Origin of the sequence: Paraburkholderia fungorum, assembly GCF_046027215.1 — a bacterium.
GTDB classification, from domain to species: domain Bacteria; phylum Pseudomonadota; class Gammaproteobacteria; order Burkholderiales; family Burkholderiaceae; genus Paraburkholderia; species Paraburkholderia fungorum_D.
Genome location: NZ_JAQQEN010000002.1, coordinates 2,130,170 through 2,155,504, shown reverse-complemented (window position 1 = coordinate 2,155,504; position 25,335 = coordinate 2,130,170). Strand labels below are relative to the sequence as shown.

The 25,335-nt window shown below is 62.2% G+C and carries 19 protein-coding genes and 1 pseudogene; 17 read left to right on the top strand and 3 right to left on the bottom strand.

What is annotated here, in order from left to right; translation table 11 throughout:
- Nucleotides 1-55: 55 nt before the first annotated feature.
- Complete coding sequence (locus PQR27_RS30140; RefSeq protein WP_408527229.1) at nt 56-328, bottom strand: hypothetical protein; 273 nt, start codon at nt 326-328, stop codon at nt 56-58.
- A 321-nt stretch (nt 329-649) separates the two neighbouring features.
- Between PQR27_RS30140 and PQR27_RS30135 the strand changes: the two genes are divergently transcribed.
- The 8 genes from PQR27_RS30135 (at nt 650) to PQR27_RS30100 (ending at nt 15,932) form a co-directional block, all read left to right on the top strand.
- The gene (locus tag PQR27_RS30135) at nt 650-1,273 is read left to right on the top strand and encodes a cysteine hydrolase family protein (RefSeq protein WP_408527228.1); all 624 of its coding nucleotides are present in this window, start codon (nt 650-652) and stop codon (nt 1,271-1,273) included.
- A gap of 18 nt (nt 1,274-1,291) precedes the next feature.
- Nucleotides 1,292-2,869: an aldehyde dehydrogenase (NADP(+)) gene (locus tag PQR27_RS30130; RefSeq protein ID WP_408527227.1), complete on the top strand. Its 1,578-nt coding sequence runs from the start codon at nt 1,292-1,294 to the stop codon at nt 2,867-2,869.
- Between the two features lie 718 nt (nt 2,870-3,587).
- Nucleotides 3,588-10,706, top strand: a complete 7,119-nt coding sequence (locus tag PQR27_RS30125) for a beta-1,3-glucanase family protein (RefSeq protein ID WP_408527226.1) — start codon at nt 3,588-3,590, stop codon at nt 10,704-10,706.
- A 73-nt stretch (nt 10,707-10,779) separates the two neighbouring features.
- Nucleotides 10,780-11,232, top strand: a complete 453-nt coding sequence (gene gspG / locus PQR27_RS30120; protein WP_408527225.1) for a type II secretion system major pseudopilin GspG — start codon at nt 10,780-10,782, stop codon at nt 11,230-11,232.
- Nucleotides 11,233-11,322: 90 nt separating this feature from the next.
- Entirely contained in the window at nt 11,323-12,510 is a 1,188-nt protein-coding gene (locus PQR27_RS30115; protein WP_408527224.1) for a type II secretion system F family protein, read from the top strand.
- The gene (locus PQR27_RS30110) at nt 12,507-14,195 is read left to right on the top strand and encodes a GspE/PulE family protein (protein ID WP_408527223.1); all 1,689 of its coding nucleotides are present in this window, start codon (nt 12,507-12,509) and stop codon (nt 14,193-14,195) included. The genes PQR27_RS30115 and PQR27_RS30110 overlap by 4 nt, the downstream gene beginning before the upstream one ends.
- Before the next feature lie 223 nt (nt 14,196-14,418).
- Nucleotides 14,419-15,384, top strand: a complete 966-nt coding sequence (locus PQR27_RS30105; RefSeq protein ID WP_408527222.1) for a hypothetical protein — start codon at nt 14,419-14,421, stop codon at nt 15,382-15,384.
- Nucleotides 15,381-15,932 (top strand): PilN domain-containing protein, encoded by a 552-nt coding sequence (locus PQR27_RS30100; protein WP_408527221.1) that lies wholly within the window; start codon nt 15,381-15,383, stop codon nt 15,930-15,932. The genes PQR27_RS30105 and PQR27_RS30100 overlap by 4 nt, the downstream gene beginning before the upstream one ends.
- A 406-nt stretch (nt 15,933-16,338) precedes the next feature.
- Here the strand turns inward: PQR27_RS30100 and PQR27_RS30095 are convergent, their stop codons facing one another.
- Nucleotides 16,339-16,908 carry a hypothetical protein gene (locus tag PQR27_RS30095; protein ID WP_408527220.1) on the bottom strand — a complete coding sequence of 190 codons (570 nt, stop codon included), beginning with the start codon at nt 16,906-16,908 and terminating at the stop codon, nt 16,339-16,341.
- Between the two features lie 27 nt (nt 16,909-16,935).
- Here PQR27_RS30095 and PQR27_RS30090 point away from each other — a divergent pair, with 27 nt between their 5' ends.
- The 9 genes and pseudogenes from PQR27_RS30090 to PQR27_RS30050 all read left to right on the top strand — a co-directional run bounded on the left by PQR27_RS30090 (nt 16,936) and on the right by PQR27_RS30050 (nt 24,223).
- Nucleotides 16,936-17,466 carry a hypothetical protein gene (locus tag PQR27_RS30090; protein WP_408527219.1) on the top strand — a complete coding sequence of 177 codons (531 nt, stop codon included), beginning with the start codon at nt 16,936-16,938 and terminating at the stop codon, nt 17,464-17,466.
- 25 nt (nt 17,467-17,491) lie between these two features.
- Nucleotides 17,492-20,080: a secretin GspD/PilQ domain-containing protein gene (locus tag PQR27_RS30085; RefSeq protein WP_408527218.1), complete on the top strand. Its 2,589-nt coding sequence runs from the start codon at nt 17,492-17,494 to the stop codon at nt 20,078-20,080.
- 203 nt (nt 20,081-20,283) lie between these two features.
- A pseudogene (locus PQR27_RS30080) lies at nt 20,284-20,748 on the top strand (prepilin-type N-terminal cleavage/methylation domain-containing protein); the annotation flags it as partial.
- A gap of 5 nt (nt 20,749-20,753) precedes the next feature.
- Nucleotides 20,754-21,140, top strand: coding sequence for a type II secretion system protein (locus PQR27_RS30075; protein ID WP_408527217.1), 387 nt, complete (start codon nt 20,754-20,756; stop codon nt 21,138-21,140).
- A gap of 2 nt (nt 21,141-21,142) precedes the next feature.
- Nucleotides 21,143-21,724, top strand: coding sequence for a type II secretion system protein (locus PQR27_RS30070; protein ID WP_408527216.1), 582 nt, complete (start codon nt 21,143-21,145; stop codon nt 21,722-21,724).
- Nucleotides 21,725-21,971: 247 nt separating this feature from the next.
- The gene (gene bfr, locus PQR27_RS30065) at nt 21,972-22,448 is read left to right on the top strand and encodes a bacterioferritin (protein WP_408527215.1); all 477 of its coding nucleotides are present in this window, start codon (nt 21,972-21,974) and stop codon (nt 22,446-22,448) included.
- A gap of 373 nt (nt 22,449-22,821) precedes the next feature.
- A complete protein-coding gene (locus tag PQR27_RS30060; RefSeq protein ID WP_408527214.1) occupies nt 22,822-23,019 on the top strand; it encodes a hypothetical protein in 198 nt (65 codons plus the stop codon).
- A gap of 20 nt (nt 23,020-23,039) precedes the next feature.
- On the top strand, nt 23,040-23,774 hold the full coding sequence (locus PQR27_RS30055) for a hypothetical protein (RefSeq protein WP_408528347.1): 735 nt from the start codon (nt 23,040-23,042) through the stop codon (nt 23,772-23,774).
- A 164-nt stretch (nt 23,775-23,938) separates the two neighbouring features.
- Entirely contained in the window at nt 23,939-24,223 is a 285-nt protein-coding gene (locus PQR27_RS30050) for a DUF4148 domain-containing protein (protein WP_408527213.1), read from the top strand.
- A gap of 12 nt (nt 24,224-24,235) precedes the next feature.
- Here PQR27_RS30050 and PQR27_RS30045 read toward each other — a convergent pair whose 3' ends face one another.
- A complete protein-coding gene (locus PQR27_RS30045) occupies nt 24,236-25,162 on the bottom strand; it encodes a glycosyltransferase family 2 protein (RefSeq protein WP_408527212.1) in 927 nt (308 codons plus the stop codon).
- Nucleotides 25,163-25,335 lie beyond the last annotated feature (173 nt).

The window sequence follows — 25,335 nt, the reverse complement described above, 5'->3', positions numbered from 1 at the left end:
GAGGCGCATGAGTAGCGACGATGCGCGACGGCCGACCGATGGAGAGATCCGCGATCTAGCGATGCGCGTAGAGGTTGTCGCCGAATGTCACGGCGGCATGGCTCGACGATTGGGAATGGCCGGCGACCACGCCGCCATACGCCTCTTGTGAAACGATAGCGTCGTTGCGTTCTGAGGCGACGGTTTGCGCGCTCTGACCGCGTTGCGACGCCGGTGCCCCGACCGAGGGATTGTAGGAGGGCGCTGGACCATAGCCGCTAGCGAATGCCGGTGTTGCCACGGAAGCCGAAAGTGCGACGAGCAGTGCAACGATGTATTGGGTCTTCATGATGGATTCCTTGGTGTAGAAATGAGCGATAGCCGCTTATTAGTCGTATGCGATGTATTCGCATGCGATGCATGATGACCGAGAAGTCTCGTGTTGTAAATCGGATAAGATGAAATCGTGTGCGATTTATTATTGATGAGACGGCGGCGATGACGGTGACCGGCATGACACCGCTGCACTTGACAATATGATTTTCATAGTTATATCCTGTGCGTACCGTACGCGATGGGTGAGACGTCACAAATCGTCCGACAAAAGCAGCCCGGCGCCGGCTGCGCGACGCGAATCTGTTCGCACACACTTCCCGAATGGAGTACTGAAATGCCCAACCCTGTCTATGACGTGCAGCGCACCGGCCTGTTGCTGGTCGACCCGTACAACGACTTTCTCTCGGATGGCGGCAAGCTCTTTCCGATGCTCCGCGACATCGCCGCAGACGTCCGGCTGCTCGACAACCTCCGCGCCACGGTCGGCGCCGCGCGCAACGCCGATATTCAGGTCTTCTATGTCCCGCATCGCCGCTGGCAACCCGGCGATTACGACAACTGGGATCATCCGAATCCGACGCAACGTCTCGTGCAACAACGTCACACCTTCGCAAAGGGGACATGGGGTGGCGAATGGCATCCTGACTTTGTGCCGCAGGACGGCGACATCGTCATCCAGGAGCACTGGGCCCAAAGCGGCTTTGCTAACACCGATCTCGACTTTCAGCTGAAACAGCAAGGCATCACGCATGTGATCGTGGTCGGCCTGCTGGCGAATACATGTATTGAATCCACGAGCCGTTTCGCCATGGAACTGGGTTATCACGTCACGCTCGTGCGCGATGCAACGGCCGCTTTCACCAAAGAAATGATGCGCGCCGCACATGATCTGAATGGCCCGACTTTCGCCCATGAAATCCTGACGACGGCAGAGTTGATCGCCGCACTTCCTGTCTGAATCGCAAGGAGAAGAACAATGAACCTCAGTGGCAATCTACTCATTGGTGCACAGGAAGTGTCCGCCACCGCCGGCAGCATGAAGGCGCTGAATCCAGCGACGAATGTCGAGATCGAACCACTCTTTGCGTTTGGCGGAATCGAGGAGGTCGATCGCGCGGCACAACTGGCCGATGACGCATTCGATAGTTATAACCGCACAAGTCTTCCCGAACGCGCCGCGTTCCTCGAGCGTATCGCCGACGGCCTCGACGCCATCACATCGGAGCTCGCGCAACGCACGTCGCTCGAAACCGGCTTGCCGGTCGCTCAACTCGAAGGAGAAGCTGCCAAATCGGCGACACAGTTTCGCCAGTTCGCGACCGTCGTCCGTCAGGGGCGCTTTCGCCAGGCAACGATCGATCCCGCCCAGCCGGAGCGTCAACCGCGCGCACGGATGGACCATCGGATGCAGAAGATCGCATTGGGTCCGGTCGCGATCTTCGGCGCAAGCAATTTTCCGATTTCGTACTCGGTCGCGGGCGGCGACACCGCGTCGGCGCTGGCCGCTGGCTGTCCGGTCATTCTGAAAGCGCATAACGGACATCCGGGGGCGTCAGAACTGATGGGGCGCGTGATCCAGCAGGCCGTGAGAGATTCGGGCCTGCACGAAGGCGTGTTTTCACTGGTGCGCGGTGGCGGCAATGAGATCGGTGAAGCGTTGGTCGATCATCCGCTCATCAAGGGCGTGACGTTTACGGGTTCTGAAGGTGGCGGAATGGCGCTATTCCGGCGCGCGCAGCAACGTCCGGATCCGATCCCGGTCTTCACCGAAATGACGAGCGTCAATCCGACTTTCGTGCTGCCAGCTGCGCTCGCCGCGCGTAGTGGCGCGATCGGCGATGGCTTTGCTGAACGCATGCTCGTGACCGTCGGTCAGGCTTGCCTGAAACCGGCGATCCTGCTCGCCGTCGACGGCCCCGGTTACGCTGAACTGAAGAACGCGATGATCCTTCGCGTCGAAACGATGCAGGCGCGCACGATGCTGACGCCGGGCATCAACGCGGCGTATCGCCAGAACCTGGAGCGTCAGAGCAATGCGGGTGCGGAGCGAATTGCAGCGGGCGGCAAACCACAAGGCGCCTGGGACGGTCAATCGATTCTCTTCGAGATCGACGGCGCACGCATGCTCGAGAATCCGTCGTTGTCGGAAGAAGTGTTCGGCCCTGCTGCACTACTGGTGCGTGTGAAGGATGTGGAGCAACTGATTGCCATCGCCCGGCAGTTTCGCGGTCAACTTTCGGCCACGATGCAGATCGATGCGGCCGATCACGCGCTCGCCGCGCGCCTGCTGCCCATTCTCGAACGTCGCACAGGACGCATCGTCGTTAACGCGTTCGCGCATCCGCAGGAGGTGTCATACGCGTCGATTCACGGCGGGCCGTTTCCCGCAACGTCGGATAGCCGCTTCACTTCGGTTGGCATGAGTGCGGTTGAGCGCTTCCTGCGGCCTGTGTGCTATCAGGGCTTTCCGGACGAACTGCTGCCGGAAGCCTTGCAGCATGACAATCCTCACGGCATCTGGCGCCTCACCGATGGCGAGTTGTCTAAAGCCTGATCGACGCTCGCTGTAAAAGTAACGTGAGAGGAGCCTGTGATCCGCGCGTGTCGCACGGTCGCGTGCTCCTCACGCGTGAGTGACAGGTCGATCGGATGCTATCATTGATATGATTATCATACTTAATACTCGTTGCGATTTCCGGAGAGGTTTGAATGGCTGCATTGCCCGAAGTGAGCGACACGTTGTGCCCGGTCGCACGGTTGCCGCTTTTAAATCATATACGATGTAATCGCGTGCGGTTAATATTAAGAGAAACCGGAAAGCCACCAGCCATAGCGATATTTTCCATTTGCTAATCAAACTGTTTGACTCATTCCGAATTAGATAGCAATTGAAGGTGGCAAGCGTCACGGAAGGCAATATGTTCCATTCGTTCACCAAAATATCGGATTAAATCCGAATCCATATAAACGCGATATGAATCAACGACATCCTGGTTCAATTCTCGCGCGCGCAATAAATAGTTAGGGTTTCTACTTATCAACCGAAGTATCATCCGAGCCGTTTCCCGGTCTTGCTTACAAACGAAAGGGCAAACGTTTGCTCTTCGTTGGAAAAGCCCAGTAGTTGAGAAAGATGACGGTATCGGCGCTGCCGCTCCAGATGATGGGTAAGTCGGAAGTGACGTCGAGCAACGTATCGAGTCGCGCAACCCTGCAAGGTGTGGGGCTCGAAGCGAAACCACACGTACTCAAAGAACAAGAAGGAACACACAATGCGTAATCGCGTTAGGGCTTTTACAGGCCAGCCGGGGGGCTGGTTTGCGCTGCTTTGGGTGGTGTTGATATTCGCTGCGACTCATGCATTCGCGAGCGATACGCTTCCGCCGTCCAATCACCTCAAGATCAATCTGGGAGCGACACCCTGGAAGTACGTGAAGGACGTCGACGATCCCAACTCCATGCAACCGGCTTTTAACGACTCGGCCTGGCAATCGATCGGCGTGCCGCAAACGCCGGCTGACAACGATTCATTCCTTAACTGGAAATCGGGCGGCGACCAGGCGTATCTGACGGGCAATACCAACTGGTATCGCAAGCACTTTGCACTGGATCCGTCCTACTCGACGCGAAAGATCTATATCGAGTTCGAGGGTGCGCATACGGGTGTGCAGGTGTACATCAACGGCCAGTTCATTCCCGGTAACAGTCAGCTCAATCCCCAGGCAACCCACGTGGTCGGTTTCATTCCGTTCATCGTCGATATCACGCCCTACGTGAAATTCGACGGCACGGATAACGTGCTGGCTGTGAAGGTCTCGCGCGGCGACAGGTTCTTCGAGTCGCCGAATTTCTCGGGCGCGTTCCGCTTCGGCCAGGACGACACGGGACTCTTCCGTCCGGTGTGGATGCACATCACGGATCGGGTTCACATTCCCGAGAACATCTATGCGGTGCTCAAGACATGGGGCACGTATGTCGCCACGGTATCGGCAACCCCGAGTCTCGCGACGATCCGCGTGCAGACCCAGGTGGTGAACGAATATTCTCAGGACAAGCAGGTGACATTGACGACGCAGATCGTCGACGCCGCCGGCAATGTCGTGCAGACGGCTCACGACACCCAAACCTTGCCCGCCAATCCTACGGCGCCGCTAAGTCCGACGCTGTTCGACCAGACGTTGTCAGTCGCCAATCCCACGCTCTGGTATCCGAACAACAGCCCCTTCGGCAAACCGTACATGTACCGCGTGATTCACTCGGTCAGTATCGACGGCGTGGTGGTGGATACAACGGAAAGCCCGCTGGGCATTCGCACGATCACGTGGGATCAGAACTTTCCGATCATCAACGGCCACGCGCACTATCTGTGGGGCGCATCGGGCCGCTACGACTACCCCGCGCTGGGCTCGGCTGTGCCGCCGGAACTGCAATGGAAAGATCTGAACCTGCTCGCGCAGGCGGGCGGCAGTCTGTACCGGCCCGGTCACTCCAGCCAGGGTCGCGATTTCCTCGATGCCGCGGACGCCTATGGCGTGATGATGGTTCAGCCCAGCGGCGATGGCGAGAGCGGATTCGGTGTCCTCTGTACGGCCACAACCGATCCCAAGATCCCATGCATGACGCCGAACAACGTCACGCTGAAGAACGAGTTGCATCGGGACATGATCGTGCACGATCGCAACCATCCCTCGGTGTTGGCCTGGGAGGCCAACAACGGCGCGATGGATACCGATTACGCGAAATTCCTGAAGTCGATATCGCAAACGTGGGACCCGATCAACACGCGCGCCCAGGCTGACCGCACGCCCAATCCGGCGAACGGCGACATTCTCGGCTGCAGCAAGCAAGGCTGCGACATCAACGTCAAGCAAACCTATCCGAATTCGCCGGCCTGGGGATCGGAATACTGGGGCGATGGGATCGGCCGTTGGCTGTACGACTATGAACTCGCGTTTGCTGCGTCCTACCTGAAGGATTGGGTGCATAGCAAGCTCGGCAACTCGTTCGGTATTGCGCACTGGTACCTGGCGGATACACCGGGCGAGACCAATAATCAGACCGACGGCACGCCTGCGGACAACGTGCGCAGCAATGGCGCATCCATGATGGATGCCAACCGTTTTCCGCGCCTGATTTACTACATTTATGAAGCGGCCTGGACGCCGTTCCAGGTCAAGCCGGTAGTCAAGCTGGGGCATACCTGGAACCGTGCCGGCGACGTGCGCGTCAACGCGTTCAGCAATTGCCCTTCGGTGCGACTGCTGCTCAACGGTGTGCGGGTGGGCGGAGACCAGGTCCCGAATTCGGCGAACACGGATCCAAGTGCTGATATCACCCAGAATACGACGCTGTTGCCGGGCCAGGTGCACTGGGACAACGTGACGTGGGTGCCTGGCACGCTGACGGCAGAGTGTCTCGACGAAAACGGTCAACTCGCGGCGTCGGATCAACTGGTGACGGCGGGTCCGGCCGACCATATCGCGCTCACGGTCGAGCCGGAACTGGTCAAGCCGAGCGGCGAGTCTTTCACGCTCAAGGCCAACGGCACGGATGCCGCCATCATTACGGCGCGCGTGGTGGACGCGAACAATGTTCTCGTGCCGGACGCGGGTCAGACGCTGACCTTCAGCGTCAGCGGTCCCGGTACCTATCGCGGCGGTTCTGACCATTACGTGACGGCGAACCAGCCGCTGTCGTATCACGCGCCGGGCGATCCAAACCTGGTTGCCGAAGGCGGCCAGACGCGCATTGCGGTGAAGACACAGTTCACGCCCGGCACGGTGACGGTGACGGCAACTTCGCCGGGTCTCGGCAGCGGCACCACCACGTTCAACGTGGTGCCAACCGGCGACCCGCAGATGTTCAACGGCAATGGTCTGGTGGTCGGCCCGCAGGAGCCGGGCGCGGTGCAGATCATTTCGCAGCCGGCCGACCAGTTCGCGACGGTGGGGCAGAGCGGACAATTCTCCGTCCTCTCGGCCGGCGCCGCGCCGATCAGTTACCAATGGCGGAAGAACGGTGTAGCGATTGCAGGTGCGACCGGCTACACGTACACCACGCCGGCTGTTCAGACAGGCGACAGCGGCGCCACCTTCAGCGTTGCCGTCAGCAATGCCAGCGGCAGCGCCACGTCACGCGAGGCAAATCTGACGGTGGTGCAGCCGGCTGCACCGACGATCGCCCTTCAACCGCTGCCGCTGACAATCACGGCCGGACAAACCGCGGAATTTACGGTGCAGGCGAACGGCTCGCCGGTGTTGACCTACCAGTGGTTCAAAAACGGCACGGCTATCCCCGGTGCGATCCAGCCGGTGTACGACACGCCGGTCATGACAACGTCGGACAGCGGCTCGCTGTACAAGGTCGTGGTGACTAACAGCGCGGGCACGTTCACCTCGAACGAGGTGACGCTGAGCGTGAACGCCGCAATGGCGCCCACCATCCAGGCCCAGCCGCAGAGCCAAAGCGTGCCGTTCGGGCAGAGCGTCACCTTCGAGGTGGTCGTCAAAGGTTCAGACCCGCTGACGTACCAGTGGACCAGGAACAATGTGCCGATCGGCGGCAACACGTCGAGCATCGTCATTCAATCGGCGCAAGGCAGCGACGCCGGCACCTATGCCGTCACGATCAAGAATAGCGCCGGCAGCGCGACCAGCGACCAGGCCACGCTCACGGTGAGCGGCGCCGACAACAGCAACCTTGCGCTCAACGCGAAGGCGACTTCCAGCAGCGACCAGAATGGCGGCCTCACGGCGCAGAACGCGGTCGACGGCGATCTCACGTCGCGTTGGTCGTCCGCACCGGGTATCGACCCGTCGTGGATCGTGGTCGATCTCGGCTCCGTACAGACGTTCAACAAGGTGGTGCTGGCGTGGGAAAACGCATCTGCGTCGCAGTACAAGATTCAGGTGTCCAACACCAACAACAACCAGGACTGGACGAACGTTCTGCCTAACGACCAGGTCATTGCGGGTCAAGGCGGGACTGAAACGACGATTTTCCCGAGCACGTCAGCCCGCTACGTGCGCATGCTCGGCTTGCAGCGCGCAACGCAGTACGGCTATTCACTGTTCGAGTTCCAGGTGTTCGATTCGGCGCAATGCGGCAGCGAAACCGAGCGCTATACGGTGCTGGGCGCGAAGCAAGGTACCTGGACCTCGACCATCGCCGGTCTGCCGTCGGGTCCTTATGTTCCGACCGTGCGTGACAACGTCAGCGGTTTGACGTGGCAGCAATACTCCACGGGCTTCCAGCAGCAGGGCGCGCAGTTCACGCAAACCATCGCGAAGCAGTACTGCGCCGCGGTGGGCATGCGTCTGCCCACGCAGAACGAAGCACTGACAGTGGCGCGGACCAACTACTCGACCTGTGCCTTCCCGGGCCCGTGGTCCACGTGGTCGACGACCGGCGTGCCGAACGTCCAGAGCAACGCGTATCAGGTGTTCTCGTCGGGTCAGTCGGTGTCCGCCATTATCGACAACACGCCGGGTTACGCATTGTGTGTCGACGGTCCGACGGCGGCTGTGCCGGTCATTTCCGCACCACTGGCCAGTGTGACGGTGAGCGAGGGGCAGACGGCCACCTTCACGGTAGGCGTCACGGGTACCGGTCCGTTCAGCTATCACTGGCTGCGCAACGGCAAGGAAGTGTACGTTTCGGACGTTCCGAAATACACGACGCCGGCCACCACAGTGGCGGGCGACAACGGTGCCACGTATAGCGTCGTCATCGTTAACGGCGGCGGCAGTGCCACGAGTGGCACGGTCACGCTGACCGTGACCGCGGCTACCGGTGGTAACGGTGGTGACGGAGGTAATGGCGGTGACGGTGGCAATGGTGGCAACGGTGGCAACGGTGGCAACGGTGGCAACGGCGGCAACGGCGGTACGGGTGGCAATGGCGGTGGCGGTAACGGCGCCCCGAGCGCCAACCTCGCTCTCGGCAAGGTCGCGACGTCGAGCGGCGTGCAGGACGACGGTTATAGCCCTAACAACGCAATCGACGGCAACCTCGGTTCGCGCTGGTCGTCGGACTTCAACGACAACGCGTGGATCACGGTCGACCTCGGTCAACCGACGCTGTTCGACCGCGTCGTGCTGAACTGGGAGAACGCTTACGGCAAGGCCTATCTGATCCAGGTGTTGGACAACAACGGCAACTGGACGAACGTCATTCCGCAACGCGCAGGCGCGGGTGGCATCGAGGACATCAGTGTGCCGCCGACGACAGCGCGTTATGTCCGCATGCAAGGCGTCCAGCGTGCCACGCAGTACGGCTATTCGTTGTTCGAGTTCGAGATCTATAACTCGACGGCAACGCCGAAGCTGACTGTCACGGCCAGCGCCGGCGCCAACGGCACGATCAGCCCGTCGGGCGACGTGAGCGTGATCCAGGGGGGTAATCAGACCTTCACGGCAGTACCGGCAGCAGGCTATGGCGTCGGCTCGATGATCGTGGACGGCCAGAATCTCGGCGTCCAGACGAGCTACACGTTCACGAACGTCACGACGGCGCACAGCATCAGTGCGACCTTCGTGCCGGCCGCGGCGAGCCAGAACCTTGCGCTGAACAAGCCGGCTACCTCGAGCGGCGACGAGAATGGCAACAACCCGGCCGCCGCGGCTTTCGATGGCGACATGACAACCCGCTGGTCGTCGCTGTTCGTCGACCCGTCGTGGATCGCGGTCGATCTCGGTTCGGAGCAGACCTTCAACCGCGTGGTGCTGCACTGGGAGAACGCTTACGGCGTGGCCTACCAGATCCAGACCTCGCACGACGGAGTGGACTGGTCGAACACGGTCTACACGCAAACGGCCGGCAAGGGCGGTATCGAGGACTTCTCGTTCCCGACCACGACGGCGCGCTATGTGCGCATGTACGGCACGAAACGCGCGACCCAGTACGGCTACTCGCTGTTCGCATTCGAGGTGTACAACAACGTCACCTCTACGCAACCGCAGCAGCCGCAGCAATCGACCTTCATCGAGCAGCCGGCAGCACAGACGGTGCCGGCCGGCCAGAATGGGCATTTCGCCGTGATGATGCCGGGCAGCGGGCCGTTCACGTATCAATGGCTGAAGAACGACGCGCCGGTCAACGGCGCCACGAGCCGCACCTATGACACGCCGCCGACCGTCGCCGCCGACAGCGGCACGGTGTACAGCGTGGCGGTGACCAGTCCGAACGGGGTCGTGACGTCGAACAAGGCCGCGCTGACGGTCAACAGCACGGTGCCGAACTACACGGTCAAGCCGGGTTTCATCGGTATCGATCTGGCGAACAACACCAACGGCGCGTTCACGGACGACCAGGTGTATGTGGCGGTGATTGCACGCGACCCGGCGACGAATCAGTTCGCCTGGCTCAAACCGGACGGCACGATCGTGCCGGCCGCTGTGGCGGACAACGATGCGGCGAATCACCTGACGGCTGGAGGCCAGAACTACAGCAACTACTTCTTCACGCTCGCGCAGAGCAAGACGCTGCAGTTGCCGCAACTGTTCTCCGGCCGCATGTACGTGTCGCTCGGCAGTCCGCTGTTCATCAAGATCATGGCCGACGCCAACAACAATATCGGCTACGCAGGACCGAATCCGCAGAACGGCACGGATCCGAACAACAAGATCAACTTCGACTGGTATGAGTTCACGTACAACAACGCGGGCATCTGGATCAATACCACCCAGGTCGACGAGTTCGGTTTCCCGCTGGTTGAAGACGTCTACGGCAACAACCGCGCATGGCATGTGCAGACCGGCATCACGCAGCGCCGCGCGGATCTGTTCACCGCTTACGCCAATGAAGTGTCGTCCGCGTTCCAGCCCGTGCCGTCTTCGACCTACCGCATCATGGCGCCGGCCAAGGGCAGCTTCGCCGCAGGACAACCCAACGGCAATTACTTTGACGCGTATGTGGATCAGATCTGGAATTACTACACGTCGAACCACCTGGTCGTGACGTTGGGCGGCAACCGCCAGTTCAGCGGCACTGTTCAGAACAACCAGTTGGTGTTCGCGGAAGTGAATCTGAACAACGGTGCCTACGTTGGCGGCAATTACACGGTCGGCAAGCCGACCACGCAGGACATCCTGCAAGGCAGCGGCGCTCTTGCCACGGGCGATCCGGTGAATGCGGATGCCAATACGGTGGAACTGGCGATCGAAGCGCAGATCTGCGCGGCATTCAACCGCCACGTGATGGAAGACGTGACGAAGTGGAGCACGCCGTCGGCGTGGTACGCCGCGTCGCCGTCGAACGAGTACGCGCGCTTCTGGCACGACCACGGCGTGAGCGGTCTGGCTTATGGCTTTGCCTACGACGACGTGTCGAACGCAAGTTCGACGATCTTCGCGCCCCATCCCGAGCACATCGTAATGGGCATCGGCTGGTGATAGTCGGCTGAGTGGTTTGCAACGAGGAACGGGCGTCCACTTGGCGGGCGCCCCATTTTTGAGGGAAGTGTCAATGGAATTTCGGATGGGTAGCAGGAGGGGAGCACGACGTGCGCAAGTGAAGAAAGCGCGGGGCTTTACCCTGCTCGAACTGCTGGTGGTGCTGGTCATCATCGGCATGCTGGCGGCGCTCGTGGGACCACGCTATTTCGCGCAGCTGGGCAAGTCGCAGGTGACGATTGCCCGCGCGCAGATCGACGGACTGACGAAGGCGATCGACAACTATCGACTCGACGTTGGCCGCTATCCGACCACCGAAGAAGGTCTGGCCTCGCTGTTCGTCAAGCCGGCGAGCGCGGACAGATGGGCGGGTCCCTATCTGAAGAAGGAAGTGCCGCTCGATCCGTGGGGGCACGCGTATGTGTATCAGGTGCCAGGCACCAAGGGCGATTACGCGGTGATCTCTTATGGTCGCGACGGTCAGCCGGGTGGTACTGGGGAAGATGCCGATATCAGCAGTGAATGACCCAGCAAACAAACAACACGCAGTGCGATCGCGCCCATCCGGGCGTGTGGCAACACGGCAGCACACAGTAGAAAGCGGTAACCCGTCAACATGCAGTACGAAGTAAGGGCGCTCTCGCCCGACAACCAGATCATCGCCCTCGTCATCGACGCGCAGGATGAAGCAGACGCACGCCGCCAGATCGAGGCACGCGGGCTGCACGCCACGCAGCTTGCCCCGTTGCGCTCGCTGCGCCGGCCCGCTGCGTCGCGCGGCACCATCTCGCTCGTGCTGTTCAGTCAGGAACTGCTGGCGCTGCTGATGGCGGGCCTGTCCATTGTCGAAGGACTGGAGGCGCTGGTGGAACGCGAGGGCGGCGCGCGGCTGCGCGGCGTGCTGGAGCGGCTGCTTGCGGGGCTGCGCGAAGGCAAGCGCTTCTCAAGCCTGCTCGCCGAGCAGCCGGACGTGTTTCCGCCGCTTTATGTGGGCATCGTGCGCGCGGCAGAAGGCACGAGCGACCTGCCGCGCTCGCTGCAACGCTACGTCGATTACCAGGCGCGCATCGACACGGTGCGCAACAAGCTCGTCAGCGCCGCGATCTATCCGAGCATTCTGCTGGTGGTGGGCGGCGGTGTGTCGGCGTTCCTGATTTCCTATGTGGTGCCGCGCTTCGCCACCATCTACGAAGGCACCGGCAGATCGCTGCCGTGGATGTCGCAGATGCTGCTCAACTGGGGCAAATTCGCGTCGGCGCATGGCTTGCCGCTCCTCATCGCCGCCGTTGTTCTTGCGGCTGGCGGCTTCATGGGCGTGCGCGCCGCGATTGCCAGGGTGGGCCTCGTGAGCCTGCTAGGGCGCATTCCACTGCTGGGCCCGCATCTGCGCATCTACCAGCTCTCGCGGCTCTATCTGACGCTCGGCATGCTGCTCGAAGGCGGGATCCCGATCGTCTCCGCGATGGAAACGGCCGGCGGCACAGTATCGCCCGCGTTGCGCGAAGGGCTGTTGCAGGCGCGCTCCGCCGTGCAGTCCGGCACGTCGCTGTCCAGCGCGTTTCACGCGGGCGGCCTCACCACGCCGATCTCGTTGCGCATGTTGCGCGTGGGCGAACGCTCGGGCGAACTGGGCAGCATGCTCACCCAGTCGGCGGCGTTCTACGACGGCGAGATCAGCCGCTGGATCGACCGCTTCACCAGGATGTTCGAACCGCTGCTGATGTCGGCGATTGGCATCGTCGTCGGCACGATTGTCGTGCTGCTCTATATGCCGATCTTTGATCTCGCGGAAGGCCTGTCATGACCGTACGGGAAACCCTCGCGCCGGTGCTCGACGCCGATCTGCTCGCGCGTGCGCGCGCGGCCGCCTCAGCCACGCAGCGTCACATCGTGGTGGAACTGGAAGCGCTGACCGGTAGCGAGCCGCGTCTGCTGCTTCAGGCGCTCGCGCAGCAGTTCGCGATGCACGTCATCGAGACGGCGGAAATGCTGGCGCTGAAGCCGGCCTTCGACCGCGTGCCGCTATCGCGTGCGATGCAGCGGCGCTGTGCCTTGCTACGGACCCCTGATGAAACCTTCGTCGGCGTGCTGACGAGCCCGTTCGATCTGGATCTATGGACGTGGCTCGCCGCGCAGGCGGGCGCGACGATCGACATCCGGCTCGCGCTGCCGTCCGATCTCCAGGCGTACCACACGCGCATGGAGGAGTCCGCGCGTGCCATCGACAGCGTCGTGGCCGATGGCGGCGAGGCGCGCACCGATGGACGCACGGCGCCAGTGCTGTCGTTCCAGTCGGTCAGCGAAGCGGCGAGCCCGGCCGTCAAGCTGGTGAATTCGACCCTGTACGACGCGCTCAAGGCCGGTGCGTCCGACATCCACCTGGAGAGCACGGGTAATGGTCTCGCCCTGAAATACCGCGTGGACGGCGTGCTCGACGCGGCGGCCACCATCAACGGCGTCGAGACCGCGGAGCAGGTGATCTCGCGCCTGAAGGTGCTGGCGGAACTGGATATTGCCGAGCGACGCGTGCCGCAGGACGGCAGCTTCCGCGTGGCGGCCGGCGGGCGCGACATCGACCTGCGCGTGTCGATCATGCCGAGCATTCACGGCGAGGACGCGGTGATCCGGATTCTCGACAAGCGCGCGATGATCGAGGCGTACGGTTCGCTGACGCTCGAAGCGCTCGGCTACGACGGCGAGTCTCTGGTGGCGCTGCGCGCGCTGGCGGAAGAACCGTACGGCATGCTGCTCGTTACCGGCCCCACGGGCTCGGGCAAGACGACGACGCTCTATGCTGCGCTGACCGAAATTCACAACGGCCGCGACAAGATCATCACGATCGAAGACCCGGTCGAATATCAGTTGCCCGGCATCCTGCAGATTCCCGTCAACGAGAAGAAAGGGCTGACCTTTGCCCGTGGCCTGCGCTCGATTCTGCGGCACGACCCGGACAAGATCATGGTGGGCGAGATCCGCGACCGGGAGACCGCTGAAATTGCGGTGCAGTCGGCACTGACGGGCCACCTCGTGCTGACCACTGTGCATGCCAACAACGTGTTCGACGTGTTCGGGCGTTTCAGTCACATGGGCATCGATCCGTATGCGTTCGTGTCGGCGTTGAACGGGATCTGGGCGCAGCGTCTGTTGCGCGTTACCTGCACGCACTGCGCGGCACAGTATGTTCCGGGCGACGCCGAACTCGCGCGCCTCGGACTCTCGCGCGCCGATGTCGCCGGCTTCGACTTCCGCCAGGGCACCGGTTGCGGCGACTGCCGCGGCACCGGTTATCGCGGACGTCGCGCGATTGCGGAAATCCTGATTCTCGATGATGACATCCGCGGCATGGTGGTGGAGAAGCAGCCGATCCGGGTGATCAAGGAGGCGGCGCGCAGGAACGGCACGCGGCGTCTGCGCGATGTGGCGATGGAGCTGGTCAGGCGGGGTGAGACGACGCTTGCCGAAGTGAAGCGGGTGACGCTCAATGCCTGACTGGTTGAAGTTTGGCAGGGTGCGGGGAGTCGGAGGACTGTGGGGACTTCGCGGATCTGGCGGACCTCAAGGACCTGAAGGATCGCAGGAGCAGGCACTTAAAGGACCGCAAGCACTTCGAGAACCTCAAGCACTTCGAGGACTTCGCCCGCTTCGAGGATTTCAGATACTTCGAGGGCACTGTCGGCTTGGCCTGTCGCGCGAGGGCGTTGCTGTGTGCCGCATGGGCGCCTCGCGCAAGTCGACGCCCATTCTTGCGGAGCGGCCGGTGCGCGAGCTGGGTGCCGCCGCGCCGGCTACGGCCGACATCCTGGTCACGCAGATCGCCGCCGCGCTCGATGAAGCGGGCGGCAATCGTCTGCCCGTTTACGCCACGCTGGGCGACGCGCTCGTGCGCTACTTCATCGTCACACCGCCGGGCAACAGTGCGCGCTTGCAGGACCTGCGCGCCGCTGCCGCGGTGCGCTTCCAGGTGCTCTATGGGGAATCGATCACGAGCTGGCAGATCGTCGCCGACTGGCAGGCCACGGCGCCGTTTCTCGCCTGCGCGGTGCCACAGCGTCTCTGTACGGCCCTGGAGCTTGCCGTGGCGACGCAGCGCGGCACCCTTGTCTCCGTGGTGCCGGATTTCGTGGCCGCGTGGAATCGCTCGCGTCGGCACCTCGGCGCTGATGTGTGGCTCGCGACGCTCAGTGACGGCGCGCTGACGCTCGGCCTTGTTGTCGCTAATACCGGGAAGCCTCGCCTTGCAGCTGTGCGCACGCTGGTGCTGCCGGATGCGGCACCGTCGCTGGACTGGCTGCGCGAGCAGGTGGCGCGCGCAGCCTTGCTGGACAACGTGCCGGCGCCGGCGGTGCTGTACGTCCATGGACCGCAGATCGATGGTTGGTCGACGGGTTCTACTGCAATGAATTCGGCTTCAGCGAGTTTGGCTTCAGGGAGTGCGGTTCCAGCGAGTTCGGCTTCAATGACTTCGCCTTTAGCGAGTCCGGCTTCAGCGAGTTCGGCTTCAGCGAGTTCAGCGTCAATGACTTCGCCTTTAGTGAGTTCGGCTTCAACGGGTCCCGCGTCCTTGAGCGACACGGGAATGCGCGTGCGCTGGTGCGCGCCGGGCAATATGCCACCCGTCGCAGAGGGCAGTAGCGCATCGACGGCAGCACAGCTCGCATGGGGCGGGGTGTCGCCATGAGGCGCCTGCAGCTTGACCTTGCGCCGTTCAGCTTGCGGCGCCAGCTTTATCGCATCCATCCGGCCGCGCGCGTGCTCACACTCGCCGGGCTGTTGTGCTGCGCGCTCGCCGGCTTTCGCGCGCAGAAGCTGCTCGCGCATCTCGACTCGCTCGACAGCCAGGCGGCTCGCCTTGCCGCACGCGCGGAGCAATCCGTCCGGGCGTCGATGAGCGTGACGAGCGAGCCGATCGAGGCAAAGCAGGGCATGGCGGTCAATGCCGCCGTGGCGCGCCTCAACCTGCCCTGGGGCGACATCCTCGACGCGCTGGAAGCCGCCACGCCGGACAAGGTCGCGCTGCTGTCCATCACCCCCGAGCCGGGCCGCGCGCTGCTCAGGATCGAAGCGGAATGCAGCGGCAGCAACGACATGATCGACTACCTGAAGGTGCTCGAGCAGCAGCCCCTGTTTACACGCGTCAATCTGGTGCGCCATGAGCTGACACGCGACGGCACGGATGGTGTGATCCGCTTCCAGATCGAAGCGCAGTGGCGGGGAGCGGGATCATGAGGATGCCGAACGTCTCGAGAGGCGTGTTGCAACTGCAACTGGTGGTACGGAGATCGAATGCAGGCGCGCTGCTGGCCGGCGCGTTCGTGCTGGGGGCCGCCTCGATGTGGTTCGCTTTGCTGCCGGGTCTGTCGGCCCGCGTCGCTGAGCACGCGCAGGCGCTAACGCGCGCGCGCTCGGCGCCGGTAGCGAAACCCGTTGTCCAGGCGCCGGCTCTCGCGGCTGAGCGGCTGGCGGCCTTTTATGCAGCACTGGGCGATGCAGGGCACACCGAGGAAATCGTGACACGCCTGTTCGACGCCGCCGCCGAAGCGGGCGTCGCGCTGGAGAAGGCCGAGTACAAACCGGCCCATGATGCATCCGGGCGCTTCGACACCTATACCGTCATCCTGCCCGTCAAGGGCGACTATGCGAGCCTCCGGCGCTTCTGCGAGAAGGTCCTGTTGAGTATTCCGTACGCCGCGCTCGACGACATGCGCTTCAGGCGCAACTCGGCCAACGAGCAGGCCGTCGAGGCCAGTTTGCGTTTCACCGTTTTCCTGCGGCCTGACTTATCAGGATCGGTTTTCGCACGGGCTGCTGCTCCGGTATCGGTATCGCCTGCGTTGGTATCGGCCCCTGCATCGGCGTCGGCTAAGGCAACGACGGTTGCATCGGAGTTGGCTGGAGCAATGGCTCCGACACCCGAATCGGTTAAAGCATTGACTCCTGCATCGGTTTCAGCGAACACATCGGCGCCGACATTGGATTTGGCTAAAGCCAGGGCTTCTGCATCGGAGTCGGTTAAAGCATCGGCTCCTGCATCGGTTTCAACGAAAGCTTTGGCGTCGACATGGGAGTCGGATAGAGCAGGGGCTTCTGCATCGGAGTCGGCTAAAACATCGGCTCCTGCATCAGTTTCAGCGAAAGCATCGGCGCCGACATGGGCCGCGACATCGGCATCGGCATGGATTCCGACGCAAACGCCGACGCCCACGCATGTCACGCCAGTCGAGGTGCGGCGATGAAGCGCAAGCACATGATCCTCGGTCTGCTCCTGCTGCTAGGCGCGGGACTGCTCGCCTTCGCCAGCATGAATCCACCGGACCAGGTCGTCGAAGCCGTGCCACGCACCAGGACGCGTAGCGCGGCACCGGTGGCCCAAGCCGGCACCAGCTCCAACGCCAACGCCAGCATCGCCGCACTACGCGCACGCGCGGAGCTCATCGCCCCGGCAGACGGCGCGCACCACACCCTGTTCGGCAGCCTGTCCCCGGCGCCGCCGCTACCTTCCGCGGCCCCAGCGGGCGCAGACGTGCCGCCGTTACCGCCGGAGCCCGCAGTGCCCGGCATGCCGTTCACCTATCTCGGCAAGCAGTCGGCGGACGGTCATTGGGAGGTGTATCTGGGACGAGGGGACGAGACGCTGATCGTGCATGAGCAGATGGTCATCGACGGAACCTACCGTGTCGACGCCATCACACCGCCGACCATGACGCTTGTCTATTTGCCCCTGAAACAGGTCCAGACGCTGGATGTCGGCAGTGCCGACTAAGCCGCGCGATACAAGGAAAGAACCGTTGCGTACGCCATTCCCGATACAGAACAGATGTCAGGCCCGCCGCGGCTTCGCGATGCGCAACTGGCGGCGGCTTGCGCTCATTGTCGCGGTGCCGATGCTGCTGGCCGGCTGCGCCGCGCAACAGGCTTACCACGACGGCCAGAATTTCGTGTCGCAAGGCAAGATCGACGAAGGCCTCGCCAAGTTGCAGGAGGCCGTCCAGCGTGACCCGCACGACGCACAATACCGTTCGACCTGGCTGGCGGCACGCGAAAACGCGCTCGCCCGCGACGACGAACAGGGCGACCGCCTTGCCGCAAACGGCGCGCGCGACGCGGCCCGCAAGTCATATCAACACGCGCTGACGCTCGACCCAGATAACGAGCGGGCACGGGCGGGCCTCGTCGCGCTCGACAGCGCGGCGCGCCTTGACGTACTGGTCGGCCGGGCGGAAGCGTTAGCCGCGAAGAAGGACACTGACGGCGCCCGCACGCTACTCGCCAAAGTCCTGACCGAAGCTCCGGCGCACCCACGCGCGCTCGCCCTGCAGCGCAGACTCGCCGCCGACACGGGCGAGGCGCACGTCGAGGCCGCGCTTGCGAGTGCTTACCGCAAGCCGATTCACATCGACTTCAGGGATGCGCCGCTCAAGCAGGTGTTCGAAGTGATCTCGCGCAGCGCGGGGATGAACTTCCTGTTCGACAAGGAAGTGAAGACGGACCAGCGCACATCGATCTTCCTGAGAAACAGCACGATCGAATCGGCGGTGCGCTACGTGCTCGCCACGAATCAGCTCGCGCAGCAGGTGCTCGACGAGAACACGGTACTGATCTACCCGAACACGCCCGCGAAGCTGAAGGACTACCAGGAACTGGCGGTGCGAACGTTCTTTCTCGCGAACGCCGATGCGAAGACGATTGCCAACACGCTCAAGACCATCGTCAAGTCGCACGACGTGGTGGCTGACGAGAAGCTCAACATGGTGATCGTGCGCGATACGCCCGACGCCATCAGGATGGCGGAAAAGCTCGTCGCACTCGAAGACGTTGCGGAGCCCGAAGTAATGCTGGAGGTAGAAGTGCTGGAAGTGCAGCGCAACAGCCTGCAGGATCTCGGCGTCGCGTGGCCGGGCTCGGTCTCGTTCACGCCGACGCCCGTGGGCAGCGTGATCAGTTCCACCGGCAACGGCAGCAGCACGGGAAGTGCGGTGGGTTCGTCGTTCGGTTCGTCCTCGTCAGCGGGCGGTTCCGGCTCACCCGCCATGTCGCTCTGGGATCTGCTGCACCAGACTTCCCGCAGCCTGGGCGTATCGTCGTTACAGGCCACGGTGAATGCCAACCAGCAGGATTCCAACGCGAAGCTGCTGACCAACCCGCGCATCCGCGTGCGCAACCATGAGAAGGCCAAGATCCTGATCGGCGAGCGCGTGCCGAACATCACATCGACGGCGACTTCCACCGGCTTCGTCTCGCAGTCGATCAACTACCTCGACATCGGCCTGACGCTGAACGTGGAGCCGACCATCTTCCTCGACGACACGGTCGGCATCAAGGTATCACTGGAAGTCAGCAGCCTGCTTAACCAGGTCACGGGTTCCTCGGGCACGACCGCTTATGAAATCGGCACGCGTACGGCCAGTACCGTGCTGCAACTGAAGAACGGCGAGACGGATGTACTGGCTGGGCTGATCGACAGCCAGGAGCGTACCTCCGGCAACAAGCTGCCAGGCCTCGGGCAGCTGCCTGTTCTGGGTCGCCTGTTCGGCGCGACCACTGACGACGACAAGAACACGGAAATCGTCCTGTCGATCACGCCGCATCTGGTGCGCAACATCCAGCGCCCGGATGCCGCGCTCGCGTACTTCACGTCGGGCACGGAGTCGAACATGCAGAGCATGATCAGGTCCAATGGGCTCAGCTCGTCGTTGTCCTCGGGCAGCTCGACTTCGACCTCGACCACTTCGAGCAATGATTCTGGCGCCGCCGGTCGCGCGGGGTCGAACAATTCGCAGAGCGGCCTGAATGGCGCGAACGGCGCGAACGCAAACGGCGCTTACGGCTCGGGCAGCGGCGCGTATGGAAATGGCGTCGGCGGATACGGCAACGGCTATGGGTACGGCGCGGGTACCGGTGCCTACACGGGCGGCGACGGCGTACCGTACCTGGGCGGCGCGGCGCCAAGCGTGGGCACGGCGCAAATGTCGATTCAGGGGCCGCCGCAGGTCAAGGTGGGCGATTCGGTGAGCCTGGCGTTGCTGCTGCAGGCGGACCAGCCGGTGACGAGCGTGTCTTCGACCGTCACTTACGACAGCACGAAGCTGCAGTTCAGCGGCGCAACGGAGGGCGACTTCATGAAGCAGGGCGGCGAACAGACCACCTTCTCCAACCGCCTCGGCCAGAGCGGCCAGCTGATCCTCGCTGACTCGGCTCAGGGCGGCGCTGGCGCGACCGCGCAGGCCACCTTCGCCGTGCTGAACTTCAAGGCGCTGGCGCCGGCCGCACAGACGTCGATCCAGATCACGCCGGGCTCCCTGATCGGCGTGGGCGGTGCACCGGTCACGATGACACCGCCGTCGTCATACAGCCTCGGCGTGGCGGCACGGCCATGAGTGAACAAAACCACGGGGTCATCGTGCGCCGGCGGGGCACTGGCACTGGCACTGGCACTGGCACTGGCACTGGCACTGGCACTGGCACTGGCAATGGCAATGGCAATGGCAATGGCAATGGCAATGGCAATGGCAATGGCAATGGCAATGGCAATGGCAACGGCAACGGCAATGGCAATGGCAACGGCACAGCCACCAGCAGATCGCGCGGTTTTACGCTGATCGAACTGCTCGTCACGCTCGCCATTCTCGGCGTGCTCGCCTCGATGGCGGTGCCGGTCGCGCAGGTCATGCGCCAGCGCGAACGCGAGCAGGAGTTGCGCCTGGCCTTGCATGAAATACGCAACGCGATCGACGCCTACAAGGCCGCGAGCAGGGAGGGGCTTGTGGCCAAAGAACTGGGCGCGACTGGCTATCCGCCGAGCCTCGACGTCCTCGTGAACGGTGTAAAGGACCAGACCGATCCGAAGGGTCACAAGCTGTACTTCCTGCGCCGCATTCCACGTGACCCGATGGTCAGTGACGCCCAGCGCGGCGACGCGACCACATGGGGCAAGCGCGCCTATGCGAGCGAGCCGGACGATCCGCAAGAGGGTGACGACGTCTACGACGTCTACACGACCTCCACGGGCGTCGGACTCAATGGCATTCCTTACCGGAAGTGGTGACACTGATGAAACAGCGCTTGCGTACAAAGCGGGGCTTCACGCTGATCGAATTGCTGGTGGTGCTGTCGGTGATCGCGCTGATGCTCACGATTGCCTTACCCCATTACTTCCACTCGATCGATGCGTCGAAGGACAAAATCCTCGCGGAGAATCTGCACGTGACACGCGACGCCATTGACAGGTTTTATGGCGACGTGGGCCGCTATCCGGACTCGCTGGACGAACTCGTCGACAAGCATTATCTGCGCTCGCTGCCGTTCGACCCGGTCACGGACAGCAACACGACCTGGCACATCGTGGCGCCCGACGAACAATTCCCCGGCAAGGTCTACGACATCAAAAGCGGCGCGTCAGGCGCCAATCGCGACGGACAACCGTACGAGGCGCTATAGGCATGCGAGGCGCGAACGGCAAGCGTAGCAGTCGATATAGCGGCAAGCGCAGCGGTAAATACCGCAGCAAGCTCAGCTGCAGGCACCACACCGCGCAAAGGGGCTACGCCTACCTCGCACTATTGATCCTGATCGCCATCATCGGCGTGACCGCTGCCGCCACGGCGCAGCTCGGCGCGATCTACCAAAGGCGCATGGCCGAAGAGGAACTGCTGTTCGTCGGCGGCGAATTCCAGCGCGCGTTGCTGAGCTATGCGCTGGCCACGCCCGCCGGCCAACTGCCTCAGCCGCACGAACTCGCCGACCTGGTGCGCGACCCGCGCTACCCGAATCCGATGCGTCACCTGCGCAAGCTCTACGCGGATCCGATCACCGGGAAGGACGACTGGGTGCTGGTCAGATCACCCGATGGGCAAGGCATCGTGGGCATACATAGCGCGTCTACCGTGCATCCCATCAAGCTCGCGAATTTCCCGAGCGAGTTTCTGGGCTTTGGCAAGAAGCACAGCTATGTCGACTGGGTGTTCGTCGCTCAACTCCCAATGCAGACGTTGGGCGGAAGGCCCCTCAGCCATAACCCGTAACGCCAGAGCGTTGAGCATTCGCGATTCAGAAAACGGCTTCCCGTCCGCGCTCAAATCAGCGTACCCATCTGAAACGATTCCAGTTCTCATTCTTAGCGTCGACCGGACAATACACTATGCTGCATTGACGGGTCACGTGCATGAGCCGCGTCGATGCTGCGCGCGAGGCGCGATCAGGTGAAGCAGGAGGTTTGAGCGACTCCTTGCACCTCATTCACGGCGTGGCGTAACCCATATGGGAGGCGATATGCAAGGAGATGCCAAGGTTCTCGAATACCTGAATGCGCAATTGAAGAACGAACTGACCGCGATCAATCAGTATTTTTTGCACGCGAGAATGTATGGGCATTGGGGCCTGAAAAGTCTCGGCAAGCACGAGTACGACGAATCGATCGGTGAAATGAAGCACGCCGATCTGTTGATCGAGCGTATTTTCATGCTGGACGGTCTGCCGAATTTGCAGGACCTGCACAAATTACTGATCGGCGAGGAAACGAAGGAAATCCTTGAATGCGACTTGAAGCTTGAGCGGATGTCGCAGGCGACGTGCAAGGAAGCGATTGCCTATTGCGAAACGGTGAGCGATTTCGTCTCACGCGCGATACTGACCCATATTCTCGATGATACCGAGGAACATATCGACTGGCTCGAGACCAATCTGGCCTTGATCGACAAGGTGGGGATTCAGAACTATCAGCAATCGGGAATGGCTTCGCTGGAATGAGTTCATTGTTGTGCCAGCTTTCCCGCTACGTTTTGAGGCCGATTAGCGGGAGAGTTCGAGGTCCACACAGTGGTACCCCGTTGCTGTTCCATCTTCCTGGCGGCGTGACCGAGCACCGATTCATCAGACATGACGGGCTCGCCAGCCGCTTACACCGTCTTGCTCACTGCTTCAGCGGCCTGACAGCCTGATTCTCTCCCAAAGCGCTTTGAACCCGCCCGCAATTCCATGCCGGGCGGGGCCCTGATCTCGTCAGCGAAATTATTTCATCCGCCAATTCTGCCAGGCTTTTCCTGCGTCCGTGCAAAAGAGGGAATAACCGGCCCGCACGGGCGGTCTTGCAAGGAAAGCACACACGGAACAGGTGATCAAAATGGACATCGTCGACATGGCCCGCATATCGGGCATGACCGTCATCCTCGAGGGCAGAATCGGCCGTGAGGAATATCAAAGCGTCAGTGGTTCGATATCGGCATTACAGCGATTCGCCGAGGCAGTGCGTCACAACGAAACAGACCAGAGCACAGTCGGCAAGAGGGCGCGCGGCATGTCCGCGACTGTGGAGAATTGAAGGTGCAGACGCAATCCGTTATGCGCCGTCTGCAACTCGGTTCGGGCGTGGTGCTGCTCATCTATCTCTTTCTGCATCTGGTCAATCACGCACTCGGGATCTGGTCGCTTGATCTTGCCGGACGCGGCCTCGCGTTGGCGCTGCGACTCTGGCGCAGCGCGCCCGGAACGGTCGCGCTGTACGGCGCTTTTTTGCTGCATTTCGCGCTGGCAGTGCGCACGATATATGGGCGGCGTCACTGGGCGTTGCCACTCGCCGAATGGATCCGCCTTTGGGCTGGCCTTAGCCTGCCGCTGCTGCTGATCCGCCACGCAGTGACAACGCGGCTTGCGGGCTCGCTCTACGGCTTCGAGCCTGACTATGAACGCGTGATCATCTTGTTGCTCAGGAGTGGCACGCAGGGTTTGCAACTCGCGCTGCTCGCGCCCGGCTGGATACACGGATGCCTCGGACTCTGGTTCCGATTGCGCCACTATGCGTGGGCTCGGCGCGCGAAGCCGGCGTTGCTGGCATTCGTGGTTCTGTTGCCCCTGCTTTCCGCGGCGGGTTTCATCCGGATGATGCTAGCCGTCGAGGCAAAAAGCCCGGTACTTGCGGCAGCCGATCCGAAACTCGTCGCTCATCAACTCGCCCTGGAGGCATGGCGGCACAATCTCGTCACGCTCTACCTGGCCATGATCTGCAGCGCCTTCATTGCAGGCCTGCTGCGCAACGGACTCGAACGCCGGAGATTGCGGCAGAAACTGCTGAATTGATGACGTGGTTGCAGCGCCGGGAAGAATCGGCACGGGCCGATCGAGAGGATGTATCCGGCGCCCGCCGACATCGTGATTTACAGGAATCGGGAATATCTGGCGCGGCAGTAGCGTCTACTTGGTGTGTGTCGTGCAACTCGCACACAATTACTCAGGAGTCTGAAATGAAACGATATATCGTGATCGCCGCCGCACTCATGGCGGCAAGTACTGCGAGCGTTTATGCGCAGACCATGCCGGAGCCAGACACCCATCAAATCACCCGTGCGGAAGTCAGGCATGAACTCGAGGAACTGGAGGCGGCGGGTTATAACCCGTCCCAGGGCGACGACGCTACTTACCCTGCCGATCTTCAGGCTGCGGAAGCGAAAGTTGCGGCCAGACATCGCGCGGAAAGAGAAGCGGTGATGAGCGCGGGCCAGAACGGTCAGGTGAAGCCTTCGCCGTGAGGCGTGCGGTGCTTATATCCGGGTGGCGTGCTCGGGCTCGCAAGAGCCGCGGCAGATTGACATGAGCCCGATCAGATTGCCGAGTAACCTGCCGCGGCGATCCAGATGCGCCTCAGGCCTGATCGACTTCAGGGTGTTGACGACGAGGGCCATCGCGATGTTGCGAGCGGCCTCGCGTCGCGACATGACGCCTTTGCGCCGCAGGTAGTGTGCGTTGACGACTTGCGAGTAGCCGAACCGTTTGCCGGATATACGCCCGCTCACCAGGCCCAGATGCACGCCGCGCAGTTGCTCACACCAGACCAGTGATCCTTTGTGCGTCAGCCGGCGTGAGAAATCCTTGTCCTCCAGCCACCCATACAGCACCAGCCTCTCATCGAAACGCACGCCCTTGGCCGGGCTCAGGCGGCATGCCATATTGCAGCCATAGAGAGACGAGCAGGGCATGAGCAGCTCCGGGCCCGCCACTGTGCCGTCCGCCTCGTGCACGATGCGCTGTGCTTCGTCCCATGAGACAGGCAGTTGCGTGGCGCCGTCCTTCAACGTAAGGCCGAACAGGCCGACCACGGAGGGATTGTTCTGAAATACTCTGAGACACCGCTCGATCCAGTCACGGCACGGCGCGTAGTCGTCGTCAAAGAAGATCACGACGTCGATGTCCGAGCCAAGCAAATCGAGTGCTCTATTGCGCTGGACTGTCAAACCGGCCGTGCCATAAATGCGGGTCACGGCAAGCGTATTACTCGACCACTCGCCGATATCGGCTTCGTTGGTGGCCGAAAGGATGACCGTTTGCGGCAGGATGGTTTGGCGGGCGAGAAATTCCAGCACCTTTGGCGTGGCAGCAGGGCGCCCCTTGGTCGCGATAACGACCGCCGCGCGCGGTTGACTCGCGCGAGCGGAGATCTCGCCAATTTCATCCTCGAACGTTCCCGCCATATCCGTTGGGGCCCGGGGCAATAATCACGACTTTCGATGCTTCAAAGCTAACACGCGAACTCACTGAGGAGTTTGTATGGCGCGCGCTGCGTGAGAATTGTCCGTAAACGCCAGACATGTCGGAGGATTACGAGTTTTTTCCGCGGACGCCGGCGTGGCGCGCGCTTGCGCGA